The organism is Pseudomonas sp. RIT-PI-S (assembly GCF_025642975.1).
In the GTDB taxonomy this organism is placed as follows: domain Bacteria; phylum Pseudomonadota; class Gammaproteobacteria; order Pseudomonadales; family Pseudomonadaceae; genus Aquipseudomonas.
This window is the reverse complement of record NZ_JANZKJ010000001.1, coordinates 777,267-798,074: the sequence shown is the minus strand read 5'-3', so window position 1 is coordinate 798,074 and position 20,808 is coordinate 777,267. Positions and strand designations below refer to the sequence as shown.

Genomic DNA, 20,808 nt, shown 5'->3' with positions numbered 1-20,808 from the left:
CCCGCACAAATGACCTGAAGGCAACACAACGGCGACCCTGGCCACAGCCAGGGCGCCGACGGATCAGGCTTGAGTGGCGAGGACGCGGCGTTCCCAGGGGGTGATTTCGTCCATGAAACTGGTCAGTTCCATGGTCTTGGTCGCGATGTAGCCTTCGATGAACTCCTGGCCGAACAGTTCCACGGCCAGTTCGCTGCGTTTCAGACGCTTCAATGCCCCTTCCAGGGTACAGGCCAATGCAAGATTTTCCGGCACCTCGAACTCGCCCTGGATAGGCGGCGTCGGCTCGAGTTCGCGCTCGATGCCGTGCAGGCCAGCAGCAAGGCTGGCGGCGATGGCCAGGTAAGGGTTGGCGTCGGCGCCAGGGAGGCGGTTCTCTACTCGCCGGGCAACCGGGGCGCTGGCGGGAATTCGCAGGCCAGCGGCGCGGTTGTCCTCTGACCAGCAGGCGTTATTTGGCGAGGCATACGGATGGTACAGGCGTTGATAGGCGTTGACGTTAGGCGCGAACAAGGCGGTGAAGTCCGCCATGGCCGCCTGCTGGCCGCCGATGAAATGGCGGAAGGCCGAGGTCGGCTGGCCTTTGTCGTCACTGAAGACGTTACGGCCGTTGTCCAGGCTGACCACGCTCTGGTGAATATGCATGGAGCTGCCCGGCACCTGCGCCAGCGGCTTGGCCATGCATACCGCGATCAACCCATGCTTGAGCGCGACCTCCTTGAGCAGGTGCTTGAACAGGAAGGTCTGGTCGGCGAGCAGTAGCGGATCGCCGTGCAGCAGGTTGATCTCGAACTGGCTGACGCCCATTTCGTGCATGAAGGTGTCGCGCGGCAGCCCGAGCGCCGCCATGCACTGGTATACCTCGTTCCAGAACGGCCGCAGCCCGTTATTGGAGGACACGCTGAACGCCGAATGTCCGTCCTCGCGCCGACCATCGAGGCCCACGGGCGGCTGGAACGGCTGGGAAGGGTCGGTGTTGGCGGCGAATATATAGAACTCAAGCTCCGTGGCCACCACCGGCGCGAGCCCACGCGCGGCGTAGCGGGCGATCACCCGCTTGAGCTGGGCCCGGGTCGACAACGAGGAGCCGCCACCGCTGAGTTCTTCGGCGTTGCAGATAGCCAATGCACGGGGGTGCTCACTCCAGGGCAACCGGTAGATGTGCGCGGGGTCTGGAACTAGCGCCAGATCGCCGTCGTCACTGCCGTAAAAGCGTGCAGGCGGGTAGCCGCCCATGATGCACTGCAGCAGCACGCCCCTTGCCAGTTGCAGGCGTCGCCCCTCCGAGAAACCTGCCGCGGTCATCACCTTGCCGCGTGGCACGCCGTTCAGGTCCGGGGTAACGCATTCGATCTCATCAACGCCCGCGAGCGGGCTATCGGTCAGCATGACGCAATCCTTGTTATTAGGTCAGTGCCGTGAGCGGCGACCCGTACAAAATTCGCATCGGGCGTTAAAAATATCAAGCAAAAGGCACCGCGTGATCATTGAGCGGCCGACAGCTCGTGATAGGCGCGGTTGAAATAGATCAGGCCGTGCGCTCGCTCGCTGGCCTTGATAGCCACTACTTCACAAATAAGCACGTCATGGGTACCGACCTCAGTGCTCTGGCGCAGGCGGCAGTCGAAGGAAACGCTCGCCTCTTCGAGAATCGGCGAACCAGACGCACCGGGCGACCAACTGGCCGCGGCGAATCGCTCTGCCATGGGCGTCTTGCCGCCGAACAGATTGGAGATGCCTTGGTGGCCGGCGCCGAGCACATTCACGCAGAGCACGCCATTGCCCTTGAAGGTGGCATACACGGAGGCCGCGCGGTTGAGGCAGACCAGCAAGCTTGGCGGCTCATCGGTCACGCTGCATACCGCCGAGGCGGTAAAGCCCGCTCGCCCCGCCGGGCCATCCGTGGTGATGATGTTCACCGCCGCGCCCAGCCGCGCCATCGCGTCGCGAAACGCGGGCTTGGTCAAGCCGGGCGCCGATTCAATGGCCGTCAGCGTGTGGGGTTGGGCTAGCGAAGTGTGCATGGGGCAATCTCCATATCGGGGGCAAACGATGGCTCGGGCGCGGCGAGCTACCTTAGCCTTGCAAGGAAGGACAGCAGCGCCCGGTTGAACGCTGGCGCATCGGTGATGTTGTGGGCGTGCGCGCCATGGGGCACCGCGTGGTACACGCTGCCGGCGATTGCCCGCGCCAGCTGCGCCGAGCAGGTCGCAGGCACCAGTACATCGTCCAGGGCAACGGATACCAGCGTGGGCGTTATGACCTGTGCGAGCCGGTCGCTGACGTCGAAGCGCCGCAATGCGCCAATCCGCGCGCGCAGGGTGGCGGCCCCAGGAAAGTGCTCCAGCGCGTGTTCCACTTCCTGATCGACGCGTTCGGCATGCAGCGCGGCCCAACTCGCCGGGTAGAGGAATATCGGCTGGGCCTGTACGTAAGCGCGGGGGCCAGCGTGGTCCAACAACGCCAGGCGCGCCTCGAAGCAGCGCGCCGAGTGCGGGTTAGGCTGCGCCCAGGCGTTGATCAGTGCCAGGCTGGCCAAGGCGGCCGGGGCATCCAGTGCCAATTGCAAGCCGACCAGCCCGCCGAGGGCGTGGCCAACGAAATGGCACTGCCGGGCCCCCGCCTGCTCGAGCAGCGCCAGCACATCAGCGGCCATGTCCTCGATACGGTAATCCGCCTTGAGCGGTTGGAGGCTGCGGCCCGTGCCCCGCTGGTCATAGAGGACCACCCGGTAACCCGCCTCCACCAGGGCCGGTACTTGAGGCGCCCAATAGCCGGCCGAACCACCCAGCCCTGAGCACATCAACACCACCTCGCCATCGGCAGGGCCGTGGGTTTCCCAATAGAGCGTGCTCATCATCCGGGCCTGCCTACATGTGCCACGCTGGCGATCTCCACCAGCGCTTCAGGCTTCACCAACCCCACCTGAACGCAATACCGGGCCGGCTTTACCCCGGGGAAATACTCGGCATACACCGCGTTGATCGCGGGATAGTCCTCCCAGTGTTTAAGGAACACATGATTGAACGTGACATCCTCCATGGCCCCGCCTGCGGTCTCGATCACCCGCTTGATGGTGTCGAGTACGTGACGGGTTTGCGCAGCGGCGTCGCCCACATGAACAACGTTGTTGTTGGCGTCGAATGCCAGCGTTCCGGCGACATAGACGATGCCGTCCGCGCAGGTACCCGGCACGAACGGGCCAATGGGGGCGGTGGTGCCGGGTGGAATAATGGCTTGCTTAGGCATTTGCGGTCCCTCATGGAGAAGTCATTGCATGGGGTGTTCGGCGCTTACCACGTTTACGAACGCCTCGACGGTCGAGACCCAGCCGAAGAACGTCTCGATGTTGTAAACGGCGCCAGCCTGGATTGCCGCGCCGCCGAGCTCATGGGTGGCATCCTCGAGCATCACACCGAAGTATTCGAGGTGAAAGGCATCGCGCAGGGTGGACTCCACACACACATTGGTGGCAATGCCGGTGAACACCAGGTTTCGGATGCCACGGGCACGCAGCGTGCTATCCAGGTTGCTATTGAAGAAGCCGCTGTAGCGGGTTTTGGCCACCACGATGTCGTTCTGTTGGGGCGTGAGTGCCGCGACCATTTCATAATCCCAGCCGCCCTTGGCGAGGAACTTGCCCTGCAGTTCTGGATGCTTGCGCATCGTTTTCAGCGCGTTGGACTTGTACCAGTTGGGCGAGCCTGGCCCGCCTGCCTCCACGTACTGGTTGTCCCAACCATTTTGCAGGTACACGATCGTTATGCCTGCAGCGCGGGCCGCCGTGATCGCTTTGCCCACGTTGTCGATCACCCCTTGGGCACCGCCAATATCGAAGCCGGCCGAATCCACGTAACCACCCACCGAGGCATAGGCGTTCTGCATGTCCACCACGACTAATGCGGTATTGCTGGCATGCAAGAACAGCGGTTCTGGCCGTGCCGGGAGCACCCAGGGCTGGGTGTTGCCAAGGTTGGCAATACCCGCTGGTGTGTTGGAGCTCAGGGTAAGGTTCTGCTTGATACCCATGGCTATGCCCCCACCGCGGCCGAGATGTTCCTTGCCTGCGACGGCACCGGGGTGTGCGCGTCGATCCGGCTGGTCATCAGCGGCTGGATGCGCGTGCCGAAAGCTTCGACGCCCTCGACGAAATGGTCGAAGGTCAACAGTACGCCCTCGGTCCCCTCAACCTCGGCAACCTGGTCGAGCATGCGGGCCACGGCGGCATAGGAGCCCACCAGCGTGCCCATATTGATATTCACTGCGCAGGTGCGGTCTGCCATTTGCCGCACGTTGGTGTCTGCGCCAGAGGTTTTATCTGCCCCGCCTTGAACGCCTAGCCACGCCACTGCTTCTTCATCGACACCGGCCTTGTAATGTTCCCACTTGGCCCAGGCCGCCTCGTCGGTTTCATCAGCAATGACCATCATCAGTACGTAGGTGCTGACCTTGCGGCCACTGACTTCTGTGGCCTGGATAAGCTTCTGCGCAGCCGGCGCGAACGCCTTGGGGGTGTTGATGCCTTTGCCGAAGCAAAAATTGTAGTCGGCATGGTCGGCGGAAAACGCCATGCCGGCATCGCTTTGGCCGGCACAGATGACCTTCATGGGCGCCTGGGGCCGTGGGCTCAACCGGCAATCGTCCATGGTGAAATGATCACCCTTGAAGTCTGACTGACCGCGCTCCCACAGGTCGCGCAGCACCTGTATGTATTCAGCCAGGTACTGGTACCGGGTGCTGAAGAATTCATCGCCGGGCCACAGGCCCATCTGCGAATACTCTGGCCGTTGCCAACCGGTCACCAGGTTCACGCCAAACCGGCCGTTGGAGATCGAGTCGATGGTGGACGCCATCCGCGCGACGATGGCAGGGGGCAGTGCCAGCGAGGGCGCCGTGGCAAAAAGCTTGATCTTCGTAGTGACCGCAGCCAGGCCAGCCATCAACGTGAAAGACTCAAGATTATGGTCCCAGAACTCTGTTTTGCCGCCGAAGCCACGCAACTTGATCATCGACAAGAGAAAGTCCAGGCCATAAGCCTCTGCGCACTGGGCAATTTGCTTGTTAAGTTCGAAGGTGGGTTTGTACTGAGGCGCGTTTTCGGAAATTAACCACCCGTTGTTTCCGATGGGAATAAAAATACCGACTTTCATAAACACCTCCGGGCCCGTTGATTTGAATGAATGGCAACGTTCCTCCCGGATACAGCACAAGCTATGCCATAAAATAAAAAACCTTATTAATCATCCAGTTGTGAATTTACAATCGGTTAATTCAGACCAAATGGTCCACTCAGGACCATTCGGTTGGCCCTGCTCCGCACAGTGCTGAGGCGCCGGGCTCATTTTCAGTGCGCGCTACCGGAAGCGGAGCGGAGTGTCTCGTTCATTTCTCGAGGGGGCTGCTACAATGCCCGACCGATTTGCAACCCGGACCGATCTGTGAAAAGTACAACGCCTGATGGAGAAGGCCCAACGCGCAAGCAGCCGGCAAAGGCACTCGCCAACAACGCGCGGGCCAAAGTTGTAGCTGAACGGAACGTCGCAGGGAAAAAGCCTGCCCGAAAGATGAGCGAGAAAGCGCAGAGCCGGCGCGCGCAATTGGTCGAAAACAAGCGCACGGTAATTATCCAGGCGGCACTGAAATTATTTTCAATGTATGGGCTGCATGGCACCAGCCTGGAGCAGGTGGCAACTGCCGCAGATGTTTCGAAAACCAACCTGCTTTATTACTTCGGCAGCAAGGAAGATCTTTACGTCAGCGTGCTCGAGCATTTGCTGGAAGTCTGGTTGCATCCGCTTCGCGGGTTCAGTGCCGAGCAAGACCCCATCGAAGCCATAGGCGAATACATCCGGGTAAAGCTGGAACTCTCCCGGGACCATCCGGCGGAGTCGAAACTCTTCTGCATGGAGATCATGCAAGGGGCGCCGTTGATCAGCGCTCAACTCGAACAGCCACTGCGCGAGTTGGTGGCTATGAAAGTCCAGGTGATTGGGGAATGGATCGAAGCCGGCAAGCTGGAAAGGATAGACCCTTACCATCTGATTTTTAATCTGTGGAGCACCACGCAGCACTATGCGGACTTCAGCACTCAAGTGCAGGCGGTCACCGGAAAGACCCTCGCCGACCCTGAGTTTTTCACTCAGACCCTGGAAAACATCAAAGGGCTGATCTTCAACGGCATCAAGCCCAGGCCTTAGCCTGGGCAGAGGCCGCGCTTACTTCGATGCCAAGGAGGCAGGCTCGTCCAAGGCGCTGTTACGTGTGGTCGATCGGCGGTTCAGCAGTTGGTTCAGCAAGATCGCGCCGAAGGTTGCAGTGCCTAGCCCGGCCAGGGCGAAGCCTCCGATATGAAGGGTAAAGTCGCCGGTACCGAGCACCAGCGGAATCGCCGCCACCAGTAGATTACGGCTGTCAGAGAAGTCGACGTTATTCTCCACCCAGATCCTTGCTCCGGCGATGGCAATCAGGCCGAACACCACGATCGACACCCCGCCCATCACAGGTACCGGAATGGTTTGCACCACAGCGCCAAACTTGGGGGAGAACCCCAAGATAATGGCCACGATGCCCGCGACGGTAAACAACGCGGTGGAATACACCTTTGTGGCAGCCATAACGCCAATGTTCTCCGCGTAGGTGGTCATACCAGCCCCTCCCACACCGCCGCTCAGTACCGTGGCGATGCCATCGCCGATAAACGCGCGGCCAATGGAGCTGTCCAGGTTTTGCCCGGTAATCGAGGCGATGGCTTTGATATGCCCCAGGTTTTCCGCAATCAGGATGACCACTACCGGAACAATCAACAGCGCTGCGGACATCGTGAATACAGGCGCCTGGAAAGCGGGGATTCCCACCCAAGGCGCGGTGGCGATACGGCCAAGATCAATGGGATGGCCCAGGCCCAGCACGTTGGCGAGCACGAAGTAGATCAGCGTGGCGGCTACCAGCCCGGCCAATAACAGCATTCGCTGCAGCAACCCTGCTGTGAAGACGGCAATGCAAGCGACACAAACGAAGGTAATCAGCTGCATCCAGGTGTCAAAATTGGAAAAGGCCATGGTTTTGATCGGTACGCTGGCCAGGTTCAACCCGATGACGGCCACCACCGTGCCAGTCACCACGGGCGGCGTGATGTGTTCGATCCAGCTTACGCCGACCGCCTGCACGACGATGCCAATAGCCACGTATACCAGCCCACAAAGCACCACCCCACCCAACGCAAGGGGAATATTAAGGTTCGGCCCGCTGCCGGCATACGCAGTCGCCGCGCTAACCGCTCCGATAAAAGCGAAGCTGGAGCCAAGAAAACTCGGGACCTTACCGCGTGTGACCATAAAGAACACCAAAGTGGCCACTCCGCTCATGAGCACCGCTACGTTGGAGTCCAGCCCCATCAGCAAAGGTGCTAGCAAGGTGGCGCCAAACATAGCGAACACATGCTGGATGCCCAGCACAATGGTCTGTGGCCAGGGTAGGCGCTCGTTGGGCGCGATGATTGCGCCGCGCTTGGCATTGATCGACCAGGAAAACGGGTTATTCATTTAGCGTCCACCCCTTGAGTTGAGTTCATCCCGGCAGTGTCAGGTACGCCATGGCGGGCTGCCTGATCCATCGGCCATAAGCCACAGGCGCTCAGCAGAATGCATGCCAGGGAGGCGAAGGCGTGGATAAACAAGGAGATAGCGAATCGCGCATAAATCGGCGGACCTATTGGTCCACTTCAGAGCACTTGATCAGTGCGCCCGGATGCCTCGGTGGCGGGTTATGGAGCGTGAGTGTCGAAGGCCACAGGCGTGCGTCGTCGGCTGCCTAACGGCTGCTCGATCGTGGCAAAGGTGGCTGAAATGCAAAGGAGGGTGGCGTGGTGTCCCCGGCAGGAATCGAACCTGCATCTGAGCCTTAGGAGGGCCCCGTTCTATCCGTTGAACTACAAGGACAAGTACCAAAACCCAAGAGAATCAATGATTCCCATCACGGGGGCGCAGCCAGGCATAGGGCCTTGGAAAAGCGGCTGCAAATCTATCACCCCGCTTCGCGAGATGCAAACCACTGCAGGGCATCATAATCGTGGGGTGATGCAAGCCAAAAAGTTCTAAGCAATAGCGGCACATTGCCGTGTCGCATCTAGACTTTAGAGAGGGTATTCGTGCAATGTGCACGGGTGAAAGCGTCAAACAATGCACAATGCATGCAAGAGCTTCTAGATTGTGCTTATAAGGTATTGATTTAAAAAGGATTTTTATTCACAGAGCAGTTGGCACGAGCGCTGCTACCGCTTTAGTCGGCACCTGTGAATGGTCAGCTAGCTACACCACATTGGAGACATGGATGAACGCCGCCCTCTACCTTCTGAATGCTTTGGCCATGGTCACGATGGTTTCGTTTCATTTTTTTGCGCCGGCGCACGATGCCCAGGCGCATGTGGATCTGCATGACTGGGTACAGCGGCCAATGGCACAGCGTGCAGGTATGCATGAGCTCAGCCCTGCCACTGCATTGGCAGCGAATGCCCCGGTGGCGGAAGAAATGCTGCAGACGCCCGCTCGCCGCCTTGATCGCTTCACTTTCTAACGCAGGTTCGATATGTCCAGGTCCGCAATGATTTTCCTGTCGGGCACCCTGCTGTGCTTTCTTGCCGCCGCCGTGGTCCCCTACCCCGCCAGCATTGTCACCAACTTGCTGCTCAGCCTCAGCCTGGGCTGCGCGGTGTTGTTCGTGCTGGCGCTGATTCGAGGAAAACGTATACGTTTCAATCCTCAGTTGCGCTGATCCGCTGCTGATCGATCAGCGTGAGCAAAGCGGCCGTCGCCGCCTGCAACGTGGTTGAGTTGTCGACACTATAGACTTGCGGGGCTTCCCCCCGCCACGCCGCCCCCGTATGATGCAGCCGGTCGTTGCGTGCCAGCCGGGCCTCGATTTCCGCCGGGGTTTCTCGCCCTCGAGCAAACAGCCGCTGACGTAACGCTTCGCTATTAACAGTCACCAGCACCACCAGAAGGTCCGGGTATTTCACCAGGGCGTGCGGTAGGTATCCTCTCGATCCGTTCATCAGCACCCAGCGCCCCGCCGCCAGTGCCTGCTCGATCTCTATTGGAATTCCATACAGTAAGCCATTGGCACTCCAGTTCAACGCAAAACGCCCCTGCGCCACCATCTGCTCGAAGGCTTCCTGGCTGACACCCATGGCTTGCTCACCACTGGCTTCGGCAGAACGGGTGATCACTCGGCGCACCACCTCGATGCCCCGCTCGTGCAGCGCGTGGCGCGCTGCCTCAATGAGGCTATCTTTACCGGAGCCGGACGCTCCCATCAGATAGATCAGCCGCCCTCGCTGCATTTCGTCCGCCCCTTGATGCTGTACTCGCCAATAGCCTAATTGCCACTATGCTGTCTAATGTTGTGTTTCCCAGGTATCGCAAGCGTTGGCCGTCTGCTCCACTGCCAGCGGTTAACTCGGGAACACCTCGCTAGGTTACCGCGCCCTTTACGGGCCGGCAAAAAACCAACGTGTCCATGGCGGCCTATGCAACGTCCAACCGAGCAAGTACGCAGCGGCATTTGGTTGCTCTCGGGCTGGCTAAATGCCATTTTTCCGAACCAGTCCACATTTCAGATTTTAGGTACTGGCGAAGAGCCTTCGTTCGGTTCAGAATTTGTCACAGAATTGGCGCCAAGGTTATGGCGTACAACAGGCATAATGTTCGGCCAAACGACGTTTTCGGCGGAACATTTGGCAAAAATGACTGTCGTACCCACATCCTGCGGCCCGCTCCGAGGAACCGCTTTCCTGAACTTAACCGGTTAACTATATGCGCCCAATGAAACAGGCAGTCTATTCCAGCCGCACCGCAGACAAGTTCGTCGTCCGCCTTCCTGATGGCATGCGCGAACGCATCGCTGAGGTCGCCCGGACCCACCACCGCAGCATGAACTCCGAGATCATCGCGCGGCTGGAGCAGAGCCTCATTCAAGAGGGTGCGCTCGGCGAAGAGCTGAGCATGCGCCTTGATAGCCCGGAGCTGTCGCTCCATGAGCGCGAACTGCTGCAGCGCTTCCGTCAACTTACCCATCGCCAGCAAAATGCACTCATTGCGCTGATCGCGCACGACGTGGAGCTTGCCGCCGACGCCGATGCTTCCTGAATACCGAAGGGCGCCGCGCATAACGCGCACATAAAAAAGGCCAGCATCTCAGCTGGCCTTTTTTATTGGCTTGCGCCGAGCTTACATGAGGAACAGGGTTGCCAGGCCCAGGAAAATAAAGAACCCCCCACTGTCTGTCATGGCCGTGATCATTACGCTCGAGCCCATGGCAGGGTCCTTTCCGAGCTTTGCCAACGACATCGGGATCACGACACCCATAAATGCTGCCAACAGCAGGTTCAGCGTCATGGCGGCCGTCATCACCAGGCCTAATGACCAACTGTGATATAGCAGCCAGGCAACCATCCCGATCACGCCCCCCCAGATCAGCCCGTTCAACACTGCCACCGACAATTCTTTCTTAAGCAGCCGCCGAGTATTACCGGTACTGACCTGGTCCAGCGCCATGGCCCGCACAATCATCGTGATGGTCTGGTTACCGGAGTTGCCACCGATCCCTGCCACGATCGGCATCAACGCCGCAAGCGCCACCAATCGCTCGATAGAGCCTTCGAACAAGCCGATCACACGAGAGGCAATGAACGCCGTGATGAGGTTTATTGCAAGCCAAGACCAACGATTGCGCAGGGACCGCCAGACCGAGGCGAAGATGTCTTCTTCCTCGCGCAAGCCAGCCATGTTGAGCACTTCGCTTTCGCTTTCTTCCCGGATGAGGTCGACCATCTCGTCGATGGTCAGACGGCCGATCAGGCGACGGTTCTTGTCGACCACGGGCGCGGATACCAAGTCATAGCGCTCGAATGCCTGGGCAGCCTCGTAGGCGTCTGCATCGGGGTGAAACGTGACCGGGTCGTTGGCCATGACATCGGCCACGCGCTTGTCGGGGTCGTTGACTAGCAAGCGCTTGACCGGCAGCACGCCTTTGAGCACACCATCCTGGTCGACGACGAATACCTTGTCGGTATGGCCGGGCAGCTCACGCAGGCGGCGCAAGTAGCGCAACACGACCTCCAGGGTCACGTCCTCGCGAATCGTCACCATTTCGAAGTCCATCAACGCGCCCACCTGATCGTCCTCGTAGCTCAACGCCGAGCGCACTCGCTCGCGCTGCTGCGCATCAAGGCTTTCCATCAGTTCATGGACGACGTCCCGCGGCAGCTCCGGCGCCAGGTCCGCCAGCTCATCGGCATCCATTTCCTTGGCCGCGGCGAGCAGCTCGTGGTCCTCCATGTCAGCGATGAGCGTTTCGCGGACCGCATCGGACACTTCAAGGAGGATGTCGCCATCCCGCTCGGCCTTGACCAACTGCCATACGGTAAGGCGATCATGAAGCGGCAGCGCTTCGAGGATGTAGGCAATGTCGGCGGAATGCAGCTCATCGAGCTTGCGCTGCAGCTCCACAAGGTTTTGCCGATGCACGAGGTTTTCGACCAGCGCCTGGTGCTGCCCTTCCTGCCGGTGCGTCAGGTCCTCGACCACTCGCTGCTTATGCAGCAGCTCAACGACCTGACCTAGACGGTCCTGCAGGCTTTCTTGCCGATTTGTGACTTCGACTTCGGTCATAGGTGTACTCCACTCCCAGTTAGTGGACCACACCGGGAGATCAATCAATCAATACTGTAAGGGCCAAAGGCTTGGTTAAGGTTCTACTGGGTAAGTCCATGGAGGGAATTCCAATGCCCCGGCGGGGCAGACGGCGGCAATCATACCCGCTAACCGGATTTTTTAGTTACTAAATTGTGGATTTACAAATGCTTGCCGGCACTCCCTCACAGGGTATAGCAGGCTTAAATGACGATACATCCCTTAACAGACTGCCCAGTTCCGCGCTGCCTTCGGCGCTACGCTTAGCCAGGGTATCGGCTGACGCGTATCGAGCATCGCCAGGGAGGGCATCGATGAGAATATCCATACGAGCATTGCAGTGGCTGGTCCTTGCCGGGATGGCTGAACAGACCGAAGCTTCGGTAGTGCAAAAATGCGTAGGCAGCACCGGTGAGCTGACCTTCACCCACAGTGCGTGCCCTGACGGGCAACCCGGTGAACCCTACCGCGCATGGAACCCGCCACCCGGCAGCGTCGCACCGCGCCCACTGGCCAAGCCACCTTCTGCCGGGTCCAGGGCGAACCGAGAAGCAGCATCCCAACGCTCCGCGCCACCACCCCAGGCGGCACGAACGCCTGCGCAACGGCCCCCAACGCAGGCACGCAAGAGCAAGCCAAAGAAGTACATCCCCTGGCGGCAATGAAGGAAGGCGCATGGCTGTACATTGCAGCTAGAACGCCTCCGCTCTTGCGGGCAGCTATCTGAAGACGAAAAAAAACCCGCATCCTTGGATGCGGGTTTCTAGAGATGGTGCACTCAGGAGGATTCGAACCTCCGACCGCTCGGTTCGTAGCCGAGTACTCTATCCAGCTGAGCTATGAGTGCAAGTTGGCGCTTGTTAAACCAGTCACCTCTGGTGCAGTGCCTTGGAGCTGTCGTTCCAAGGCATCTGATATGGTGCACTCAGGAGGATTCGAACCTCCGACCGCTCGGTTCGTAGCCGAGTACTCTATCCAGCTGAGCTATGAGTGCAGGTTGGCGTTTTTAAACCAGTGACCGCTGGTGTCAGCGCTTTGGGATGTTATTCCAAGGCTTCTGATGTGGTGCACTCAGGAGGATTCGAACCTCCGACCGCTCGGTTCGTAGCCGAGTACTCTATCCAGCTGAGCTATGAGTGCATGTGCTGCTTTGGTAATCCGCGATGCAGCGAATCACTTTGAATAATGGCGGAGAAGGGGGGATTCGAACCCCCGACACCCTTTTGAGGTGTACTCCCTTAGCAGGGGAGCGCCTTCGGCCACTCGGCCACCTCTCCGCAACACGGGGCGTATATTAACCACGTTCTTCCCCGTTTGCAAACAAAAAAAACGAAGAAAATTAAAGGCTTGGTTCTTCGTCCTTCTCCTTGCGAATTCGTTGGTAAATTTCCTCGCGGTGAACCGCGACTTCCTTAGGCGCGTTGACCCCAAGCCGTACCTGGTTACCCTTGACGCCAAGCACCGTCACAGTGATTTCCCCATCGCCAATGATCAGGCTCTCCGCACAGCGGCGGGTCAAAATCAGCATGAAACTCTCCTTATGATCTTTTCGGGAATGGTCTGCAAAAAAAGGGCTTCGCGGCGGCCAAGGCCCTTCCGCTTGCCAAAACGGCCATGAAAGCTGCGCTCCATGGGCCGTAAAAGAAAAGGGCGCGGTCATGGCCGCGCCCTCGACTGCCTTACTCGCCCTGGCGGGCGGCGGCGTCCAGATCAAACGCCGTGTGCAGGGCGCGCACGGCCAGTTCCAGATACTTCTCTTCGATGACCACCGAAACCTTGATCTCCGAGGTGGAAATCATCTGGATATTGATGCTTTCCTTGGCCAACGCCTCGAACATCCGGCTGGCAACACCGGCGTGAGAGCGCATGCCTACGCCGACGATAGATACCTTGGCGATCTTGGTATCCCCTACCACTTCGCGGGCGCCGATCTCGGTAGCGGTGGCTTGCAGCACCCCCAAGGCCTTCTGGTAGTCGTTGCGGTGCACCGTGAAGGTGAAGTCCGTAGTGTTATCGTGCGAAACATTTTGCACGATCATGTCCACTTCGATATTTGCCGCGCTGATCGGGCCGAGGATCTTGAACGCAACGCCGGGGGTGTCCGGCACACCACGGATGGTCAGCTTGGCCTCGTCGCGGTTGAAGGCGATGCCGGAAATGATCGGCTGTTCCATGGTTTCCTCTTCGTCAATGGTGATCAGGGTCCCGGGACCCTCTTGGAAGCTGTGCAACACGCGCAGCGGAACGTTGTATTTGCCGGCGAATTCCACGGCGCGAATTTGCAACACCTTCGAGCCGAGGCTAGCCATTTCGAGCATTTCCTCGAAGGTGATCTTGTCCAGCCGTTGCGCCTGGGCCACCACGCGCGGGTCGGTGGTGTAAACGCCGTCCACGTCGGTGTAGATCTGGCATTCGTCGGCTTTGAGCGCCGCGGCCAAGGCAACGCCAGTGGTATCGGACCCCCCACGCCCCAAGGTAGTGATGTTGCCGTTCTGGTCCACGCCCTGGAAGCCTGCCACCACCACTACCCGGCCCGCTTTAAGATCCTCGCGCAGGCGTTGATCGTCGATCTGCAGGATGCGCGCCTTGTTGTAGGCGTCGTCAGTCAGGATACGCACCTGATTGCCGGTATAGGACACAGCCGGGATACCGCGCTTGATCAGCGCCATGGCCAGCAGGCCGATAGTCACCTGCTCGCCGGTCGAAACCACCACATCGAGCTCGCGGGGCTCGGGCTGGTCGCTGATCTGCCTGGCCAGGTCGATCAGGCGGTTGGTTTCGCCGCTCATCGCCGACAACACGACCACCAGGTCGTGGCCTGCTTCGCGGAATTTCTTGACCTTCTCGGCTACCTGTTCGATTCGCTCGATCGAGCCCACCGAGGTGCCGCCAAACTTTTGTACGATCAAAGCCATTTCAACGCCGCCTCACGCCCACGCAGGGCACCCATTAAACGTCCCGGAGTGTCCCGCCACGGCTGGGGCCGTGGCGAACCCACGGGTTTAAAGCCCTTGTTCGGCGAATGGCACCGCCAACGCCAAGGCCTGATCCAGCGCCGCGGCATCGACGCCACCGCCCTGGGCCATGTCCGGCCGGCCGCCACCCTTGCCCCCTACCGCTGCCGCGGCCTGCTTCATCAGGTCGCCGGCCTTGATTCGTGCCGACAGTGCCTTGGTGACGCCGGCGACCAGCACGACCTTGTCGTCCTGCACGCCGCCAAGCAGGATCACGCCCTCGCCCAACTTGTTCTTCAGTTGGTCGACCAGCGCCAGCAGCCCCTTGCCGTCCACGCCATCGATGCGCGCAGCGAGCACCTTGGCGCCCTTGACCTCAACGGCCTGGGCGAGCAGATCGTCACCGGCAGCACTGGCGGCCTTGGCCTGCAACTGCTCCAGCTGCTTTTCCAGCTGGCGGTTGCGCTCAAGCAGCGACTGAAGCTTGTCCAACACGTTGTCGCGGCTGCCCTTGAGCAAGGTAGCGGCCTCGCGCACCTGCTCTTCGGCACTGTTGAGCAGGCTGAGGGCATTGGCACCGGTCACTGCCTCGATGCGCCGCACGCCTGAAGCCACGCCACTTTCGCTGGTGATCTTGAACACGGCGATATCGCCGGTGCGCTTGGCGTGGATACCACCGCACAGTTCGACGGAAAAATCGCCGCCCATGGTCAGTACGCGCACCCGGTCGCCGTACTTCTCGCCGAACAGCGCCATGGCGCCTTTCTCGCGGGCGCTGTCGATGTCCATTTCCTCGATCTGCACCGGCGTGTTACGACGGATTTCGCGGTTGACGATGTCTTCGAGCGCCTTGATCTGTTCTGGCTTGACCGGCTCGAAGTGGCTGAAGTCGAAGCGCAGGCGCTGACTGTCGACCAGCGACCCTTTCTGCTGCACGTGGTCGCCGAGGATCTCGCGCAGGGCCGCATGCAACAGGTGGGTGGCGGAGTGGTTGAGCGAGGTCGCCTGCTGCAGGTCGCCCTCGACCTGAGCCTGCACTTGATCCCCCACCTGCAACCCACCAACAGCGACGAGGCCGTGATGAAGGAAAGCGCCACCGGATTTAGTGGTGTCGCTGACCTGGAAACGCGCACTGCCGACTTGCAGGAAGCCACGGTCACCGACCTGGCCACCTGACTCTGCGTAGAACGGCGTCTGGTCGAGGATGACCACGCCTTCATCGCCTTCGGCCAGCGCCTGTACAGCCTGCCCGTCTTTATATAAGCCAACGACCCGGCCCTCTCCGCTGTGGGTCGTGTAGCCGAGGAATTGCGTGTCTTGCTCTACCTTGACCAGGCTGTTGTAGTCCAGGCCGAAGGCGCTCGCCGAACGCGCGCGCTCGCGCTGGGCGTCCATTTCACGCTCGAACCCAGCTTCGTCCAGGGTCAGGTTCCGCTCGCGGGCGATGTCGCCGGTGAGGTCCATCGGGAAGCCGTAGGTGTCATACAGCTTGAAGATGACCGCCCCCGGCACCACGCTGCCCTCGAGCTCGGCGAGGTCTTGCTCGAGGATTTTCAGGCCTTGCTCGAGGGTCTTGGCAAACTGCTCTTCCTCGCCCTTGAGCACGCGCTCGATATGCGCCTGTTGATTCTTGAGCTCCGGGAACGCCTCGCCCATTTCGGTAACCAGCGCCGCGACGATGCGGTGGAAAAACGCCCCGCGGGCGCCCAGCTTGTTGCCATGACGGCAGGCCCGCCGAATGATCCGCCGCAGCACATAGCCGCGGCCTTCATTGGAAGGCAGCACGCCATCGGCGATCAGGAAGCCGCACGAACGGATGTGGTCGGCCACCACCTTGAGCGAAGGTTGCCCGTCGTTGCTGCAACCCACGGCATCGGCCGCCGCTTGCAACAGGTGTTGGAACAAGTCGATCTCGTAGTTGGAGTGCACGTGCTGCAACACCGCGCTGATCCGCTCCAGGCCCATGCCGGTGTCCACCGACGGCGCGGGCAATGGATGCAGCACGCCGTCGGCGGTACGGTTGAACTGCATGAACACGTTGTTCCAGATCTCGATGTAGCGGTCGCCGTCTTCTTCCGGCGAGCCAGGCGGGCCGCCCCAGATGTCGGCGCCGTGATCGTAGAAGATCTCGGTGCATGGGCCACACGGGCCGGTATCGCCCATGGTCCAGAAATTGTCCGACGCGTAGGGCGCGCCCTTGTTGTCGCCAATGCGAACCATGCGCTCGGCGGGCACGCCGACTTCCTTGGTCCAGATGTCATAGGCTTCGTCGTCACTGGCATAGACCGTGACCCAGAGCTTCTCCTTGGGCAGGTTCAGCCACTTTTCGGAGGTCAGGAACGTCCAGGCGAAGGTGATGGCGTCGCGCTTGAAGTAATCGCCGAAGCTGAAGTTGCCCAGCATTTCGAAGAAGGTATGGTGCCGGGCGGTGTAACCGACGTTTTCCAGGTCGTTATGCTTGCCGCCGGCGCGCACGCACTTCTGGCTGCTCACCGCACGGGTGTAGGCGCGCTTCTCCTGGCCGAGGAAGCAATCCTTGAATTGGTTCATCCCGGCGTTGGTGAACAGCAGGGTCGGGTCGTTGGCGGGGATCAGAGAGCTTGAGGCTACACGGGTGTGGCCTTGCTCTTCGAAGAAGCGGAGGAAGGCTTCACGGATTTCTGCGCTTTTCATAGGTTCTTCCACGGAGACAGCGGCCAGAGGCGTAGGCTTGGCGTCGAAACGACGGCAAAGGGCCGCATTATATCGGCCCTGCCGCCAGGGTACAGTGTGTTTGTACGATTGAGTCCATCAATTGGACGATTCGTATCCGCCTTGCTGGGTAAACCCGGCGAACACCTCGATCACCTGTTCTACTTGGGCGGCGCTGACGTCCAGGTGGGTGACCATGCGCAGGCGTGGGCTGGCGGTCAGCCGAACACCCTGGCTGGCAGCGAAGTCACGCAACGCGATGGCTGCCTGCCCTATCTCCACGTACACCATGTTGGTCTGCACAGGCTCCACTGCGTAGCCGAGCGCTTGCAGGCCCTCGGCCAACCGGCGTGCGTTGGCGTGGTCATCGGCCAACCGGGCTACCTGGTGATCCAGAGCATAGAGCCCCGCCGCAGCGAGCAGGCCGGCCTGGCGCATGCCGCCGCCGACCATCTTGCGCCAGCGCCGGGCGCGGCCTATCAGCGCGGCGTCGCCGCAAAGGACCGACCCAACCGGGGCGCCTAGCCCCTTGGACAGGCACACCGACACAGAATCGAAGCAGCCGCTGATCGCGCCCGCCTCCACTCCCAGCGCTACCGCGGCGTTGAACAACCGGGCACCGTCCAGGTGCAAGCCCAGGCCGCGCTCGCGGCACAGGGCTTTCGCCGCCGCCAGGTAGTCAAGCGGGAGCACCTTGCCCTGCATGGTGTTTTCGAGGGCCAGCAGGCGAGTACGGGCGAAATGGAAATCGTCCGGCTTGATTGCCGCCACTACCTGGCGCAGGTCCAGCGAGCCATCGGCCTGGTTCTCCAGCGGCTGCGGCTGGATCGAGCCCAGCACCGCCGCGCCGCCGCCTTCGTATTTGTAGGTATGCGCCTGTTGGCCAACGATGTATTCATCGCCCCGCTCGCAATGGGCCATGAGCCCAAGCAGGTTGCTCATGGTCCCGCTGGGCACGAACAGCCCCGCCGCGAACCCCAACTGTTCAGCCAGCCGTGCTTCCAGGCGAATAACGGTCGGGTCCTCGCCGTACACGTCGTCGCCGGTTTCGGCGCGGGTCATGGCCTGGAGCATGCCAGCGGTTGGACGGGTCACGGTGTCGCTGCGTAGATCGATCAGGTTCATCAGCCTCTCCTTGGGCAGACGGCCGGATGGCCGCTATCGGCGAACCAGCGCCAGGGTGACCTGGCGCCAGCCGGAAAAATCTAGCACGCCTTACGGTGGAGGGTTCCCCATGCGTGCCCGGCTGTGTTAATAATGCCGCGCCACCTTCGGGTGGAAACGTTCTCAGGGCGGGGTGAGATTCCCCACCGGCGGTAATGGCCACAGGCTTGATTAGCTGGCCTAGCCCGCGAGCGCCCGCTTCGGCGGGGTCAGCAGACCCGGTGTGATTCCGGGGCCGACGGTATAGTCCGGATAAAGAGAGAACGGGATGCCTGCCTGCGGCGCCTCGCGCCTGCTCGTCCCTTCCTCGCGTGCCCTGTTTATTCCTCGATGAACAGGAGAGTCACCGTGCAATCGAATTCCGCTTCGCGTATCGCATTTATCCAGGCCAGCTGGCACAAGGACATCGTCGACCAGAGTCGTCTTGGCTTTATCGAGACCCTCGCCGGGCTCGGCGTCAACGCCGATCAGGTGGACTGCTTCGAAGTCGCCGGCGCTTATGAAATCCCTCTCCACGCCAAACTGCTGGCCCGCACCGGCCGCTATGGTGGAATCGTCGGCGCCGGCCTGGTCGTGGACGGCGGCATCTACCGGCACGATTTCGTCGCCCACGCGGTGATCGACGGGTTGATGCGGGTGCAGCTGGATACCGAAGTGCCGGTGTTTTCCGTAGTGCTGACGCCGCACCACTTCCATGAAGGCAAGGAGCACCACGATTACTTCTTCCGCCACTTCCACCTCAAGGGCGCGGAAGCGGCCCGAGCCTGCGTGGATACGTTGCAGAAAATCCGTGATGTGAAGGGGTTGTTGGGCTAAACGACGGGCGCCACAGCACTGATTCCGTAGCCGCCGAGCTTGCTCGCGACAAACCGTAATACCGGTTCAAAGCCGATGACGACCGGGCATTGCGCGGCGGTGAGGCCAGTCGCCGGCAAGCCGGGCTGCTACGGGGCAAGCGTGCGCAGCCCTAAATTCCCCTCAACCGGGCTCAGCCGGCGTGAGGCACGATCACGATGCCGGCGCGCAGGCCGTTCTTGACCTTGGGGTTGGGGAAGATGATACGCGCGTTTTGCTCGTCCACGACCCAGCGGGTGTCCGCATCCTCGGCCAGCACAAACCCTGCGGGCAGCTCGGAAAAATTCTCGACGTCGGCCGGCAGGTTCAGGCGAAACGCCTCGGTGCCCTTGATGATCTCCCGCGACACGTTGAACAAGGCCAGGCCGTCCAACTGGGTAGCATCGATTGCCGCCTCTTTACCCTCGATCAGCCCCCGCAGGCAGGCATCGAGCCGTGTCAGGTTGACTTGACCGTTCTGCCCGAACGGGCGTGCCTTGCCCAGTTCCAGGGTAAAGGCCTCGGCGGCCAGACGTTCGTAGGTGTACGCGCTGAACGTGATGGCCGGACGGCTTTGCAGCAGCACTGCCTGCATCCCCGCCGACTTCAGCCGGGCCAATTCATGCCGGGAGTGCTCTCGCCCCTCTTTCCAGGGGTAGAGCGCGAACTGTTCGAACTGTGAGCCACGGATGGCCGTATGCAGGTCGTAATGCAGCCGGGTACGCCCCTCCAGCGAGAAGAAGCTCGCCGCTAGCCGCTCCAGCTCACAGGCGCGCATCGCTTCGAAGCCGCTGGACAGTTCATGGCGGCCATTGAACAAGCGATTCACATCCTGCTCGATGTAGCGCTCGCCGCGGCGGATGGCCTCGGGGTTACCGAACAGGAACAACAAGCGCGCGCGGGGCTGAAGCTCGTCGCGAGCGATCGCATGGATCAGTTCGTCGAGCAGCTCGATGGGCGCGGTCTCGTTGCCATGAATGCCCGCGGACAACAGCAAATCGAGGCCGTTGTCGCGATCTGCATGAGGGCGGACTTCCAGGGCACCGTGGGCCAGCCAGCGAAGGCAGGTCCCGCTCACCGTCATCTGGGTTTTCTGTGCCGGTTCACGGTCGGCCAGGGTGAGTTCAAGCATTTTGCCAAGCGACAGCATGGGCCGGTTTCCTCGCCGAGATCAGTGATGATGGCCGCAATCGGGGCCATGGATGTGGCCGTCGGCGTCATCGTCCTGCTCTACCGGCTCCATTTCTAGCTGCAGGCTGACCAGGTTGGTCGCCATCGGGCGCAGCAGCAGGTTGGCATACTCGGTATCCCCGTCTTCCACATCCACGCCAATGAGCAACTGACCATTGCCACCTTGCTGAATCCACACCTCCTTGCCCTGCCATACCACGGCGAACCGGGTGCAGGAGGTTTCCAGCTGGGTGCCGTCGTCGTCTTCAAGGATCAGCCGCAGGGCATCGGACATAGTGGGGCTCTCG

Annotated in this window: 20 protein-coding genes, 5 tRNA genes and 1 riboswitch; of the genes, 5 read left to right on the top strand and 20 right to left on the bottom strand. The window is 60.7% G+C overall.

Annotation, left to right across the window (positions count from 1 at the left end; genetic code table 11):
* Positions 1-63: 63 nt before the first annotated feature.
* The 6 genes from OGL93_RS03720 to rutA all read right to left on the bottom strand — a co-directional run bounded on the left by OGL93_RS03720 (position 64) and on the right by rutA (position 5,150).
* On the bottom strand, positions 64-1,305 hold the full coding sequence (locus tag OGL93_RS03720) for a glutamine synthetase family protein (RefSeq protein WP_263261108.1): 1,242 nt from the start codon (positions 1,303-1,305) through the stop codon (positions 64-66).
* A 179-nt stretch (positions 1,306-1,484) separates the two neighbouring features.
* A complete protein-coding gene (gene rutF / locus OGL93_RS03715; RefSeq protein WP_263261006.1) occupies positions 1,485-2,024 on the bottom strand; it encodes an NADH-dependent FMN reductase RutF in 540 nt (179 codons plus the stop codon).
* 47 nt (positions 2,025-2,071) lie between these two features.
* The gene (rutD, locus tag OGL93_RS03710; protein WP_263261005.1) at positions 2,072-2,857 is read right to left on the bottom strand and encodes a pyrimidine utilization protein D; all 786 of its coding nucleotides are present in this window, start codon (positions 2,855-2,857) and stop codon (positions 2,072-2,074) included.
* Positions 2,857-3,249, bottom strand: coding sequence for a pyrimidine utilization protein C (gene rutC / locus OGL93_RS03705; protein ID WP_263261004.1), 393 nt, complete (start codon positions 3,247-3,249; stop codon positions 2,857-2,859). The genes rutD and rutC overlap by 1 nt, the downstream gene beginning before the upstream one ends.
* Before the next feature lie 21 nt (positions 3,250-3,270).
* Entirely contained in the window at positions 3,271-4,029 is a 759-nt protein-coding gene (rutB, locus tag OGL93_RS03700; protein WP_263261003.1) for a pyrimidine utilization protein B, read from the bottom strand.
* Between the two features lie 2 nt (positions 4,030-4,031).
* Positions 4,032-5,150, bottom strand: coding sequence for a pyrimidine utilization protein A (gene rutA / locus OGL93_RS03695; protein WP_263261002.1), 1,119 nt, complete (start codon positions 5,148-5,150; stop codon positions 4,032-4,034).
* Between the two features lie 153 nt (positions 5,151-5,303).
* Between rutA and rutR the strand changes: the two genes are divergently transcribed.
* Positions 5,304-6,197, top strand: a complete 894-nt coding sequence (gene rutR, locus OGL93_RS03690) for an HTH-type transcriptional regulator RutR (protein ID WP_346659631.1) — start codon at positions 5,304-5,306, stop codon at positions 6,195-6,197.
* Positions 6,198-6,215: 18 nt separating this feature from the next.
* Here rutR and OGL93_RS03685 read toward each other — a convergent pair whose 3' ends face one another.
* Together OGL93_RS03685 and OGL93_RS03680 are read right to left on the bottom strand one after the other, a co-directional pair.
* Positions 6,216-7,541 (bottom strand): uracil-xanthine permease family protein, encoded by a 1,326-nt coding sequence (locus tag OGL93_RS03685; protein WP_263261001.1) that lies wholly within the window; start codon positions 7,539-7,541, stop codon positions 6,216-6,218.
* A 321-nt stretch (positions 7,542-7,862) separates the two neighbouring features.
* Positions 7,863-7,937: transfer RNA gene (locus tag OGL93_RS03680), tRNA-Arg, on the bottom strand.
* Positions 7,938-8,328: 391 nt separating this feature from the next.
* On the opposite strand from OGL93_RS03680, the gene OGL93_RS03675 reads away from it, so the two are divergent.
* Both OGL93_RS03675 and OGL93_RS03670 read left to right on the top strand, forming a co-directional pair.
* Entirely contained in the window at positions 8,329-8,571 is a 243-nt protein-coding gene (locus OGL93_RS03675) for a hypothetical protein (protein WP_263261000.1), read from the top strand.
* Between the two features lie 12 nt (positions 8,572-8,583).
* Positions 8,584-8,769: a PA3371 family protein gene (locus OGL93_RS03670; RefSeq protein WP_263260999.1), complete on the top strand. Its 186-nt coding sequence runs from the start codon at positions 8,584-8,586 to the stop codon at positions 8,767-8,769.
* On the opposite strand, the gene phnN is transcribed toward OGL93_RS03670, so the two are convergent.
* Entirely contained in the window at positions 8,750-9,337 is a 588-nt protein-coding gene (phnN, locus tag OGL93_RS03665; protein ID WP_263260998.1) for a phosphonate metabolism protein/1,5-bisphosphokinase (PRPP-forming) PhnN, read from the bottom strand. The two genes, OGL93_RS03670 and phnN, sit on opposite strands and share 20 nt — an antisense overlap.
* A 472-nt stretch (positions 9,338-9,809) precedes the next feature.
* Between phnN and OGL93_RS03660 the strand changes: the two genes are divergently transcribed.
* On the top strand, positions 9,810-10,142 hold the full coding sequence (locus OGL93_RS03660; RefSeq protein WP_263260997.1) for an Arc family DNA-binding protein: 333 nt from the start codon (positions 9,810-9,812) through the stop codon (positions 10,140-10,142).
* An 81-nt stretch (positions 10,143-10,223) separates the two neighbouring features.
* Here the strand turns inward: OGL93_RS03660 and mgtE are convergent, their stop codons facing one another.
* The 9 genes from mgtE to ltaE form a co-directional block, all read right to left on the bottom strand.
* Entirely contained in the window at positions 10,224-11,666 is a 1,443-nt protein-coding gene (gene mgtE / locus OGL93_RS03655; protein ID WP_263260996.1) for a magnesium transporter, read from the bottom strand.
* 791 nt (positions 11,667-12,457) lie between these two features.
* Positions 12,458-12,534: transfer RNA gene (locus OGL93_RS03650), tRNA-Arg, on the bottom strand.
* 70 nt (positions 12,535-12,604) lie between these two features.
* A tRNA-Arg gene (locus OGL93_RS03645) sits at positions 12,605-12,681 on the bottom strand.
* Positions 12,682-12,750: 69 nt separating this feature from the next.
* A tRNA-Arg gene (locus OGL93_RS03640) sits at positions 12,751-12,827 on the bottom strand.
* 46 nt (positions 12,828-12,873) lie between these two features.
* Positions 12,874-12,964: transfer RNA gene (locus OGL93_RS03635), tRNA-Ser, on the bottom strand.
* Positions 12,965-13,026: 62 nt separating this feature from the next.
* On the bottom strand, positions 13,027-13,215 hold the full coding sequence (csrA, locus tag OGL93_RS03630; RefSeq protein WP_263260995.1) for a carbon storage regulator CsrA: 189 nt from the start codon (positions 13,213-13,215) through the stop codon (positions 13,027-13,029).
* Between the two features lie 151 nt (positions 13,216-13,366).
* A complete protein-coding gene (locus tag OGL93_RS03625; protein WP_263260994.1) occupies positions 13,367-14,602 on the bottom strand; it encodes an aspartate kinase in 1,236 nt (411 codons plus the stop codon).
* Positions 14,603-14,689: 87 nt separating this feature from the next.
* Positions 14,690-17,314, bottom strand: a complete 2,625-nt coding sequence (gene alaS / locus OGL93_RS03620; RefSeq protein WP_263260993.1) for an alanine--tRNA ligase — start codon at positions 17,312-17,314, stop codon at positions 14,690-14,692.
* A 117-nt stretch (positions 17,315-17,431) separates the two neighbouring features.
* Complete coding sequence (gene ltaE / locus OGL93_RS03615; protein ID WP_263260992.1) at positions 17,432-18,457, bottom strand: low-specificity L-threonine aldolase; 1,026 nt, start codon at positions 18,455-18,457, stop codon at positions 17,432-17,434.
* Positions 18,458-18,611: 154 nt separating this feature from the next.
* A riboswitch (FMN riboswitch) is annotated at positions 18,612-18,765 on the top strand.
* 79 nt (positions 18,766-18,844) lie between these two features.
* Between ltaE and OGL93_RS03610 the strand changes: the two genes are divergently transcribed.
* A complete protein-coding gene (locus tag OGL93_RS03610; protein WP_263260991.1) occupies positions 18,845-19,312 on the top strand; it encodes a 6,7-dimethyl-8-ribityllumazine synthase in 468 nt (155 codons plus the stop codon).
* Between the two features lie 172 nt (positions 19,313-19,484).
* Here the strand turns inward: OGL93_RS03610 and astE are convergent, their stop codons facing one another.
* Together astE and OGL93_RS03600 are read right to left on the bottom strand one after the other, a co-directional pair.
* Positions 19,485-20,480 (bottom strand): succinylglutamate desuccinylase, encoded by a 996-nt coding sequence (gene astE / locus OGL93_RS03605; RefSeq protein WP_263260990.1) that lies wholly within the window; start codon positions 20,478-20,480, stop codon positions 19,485-19,487.
* 21 nt (positions 20,481-20,501) lie between these two features.
* Positions 20,502-20,795 (bottom strand): topoisomerase II, encoded by a 294-nt coding sequence (locus OGL93_RS03600; RefSeq protein WP_263260989.1) that lies wholly within the window; start codon positions 20,793-20,795, stop codon positions 20,502-20,504.
* Between the last annotated feature and the right edge of the window lie 13 nt (positions 20,796-20,808).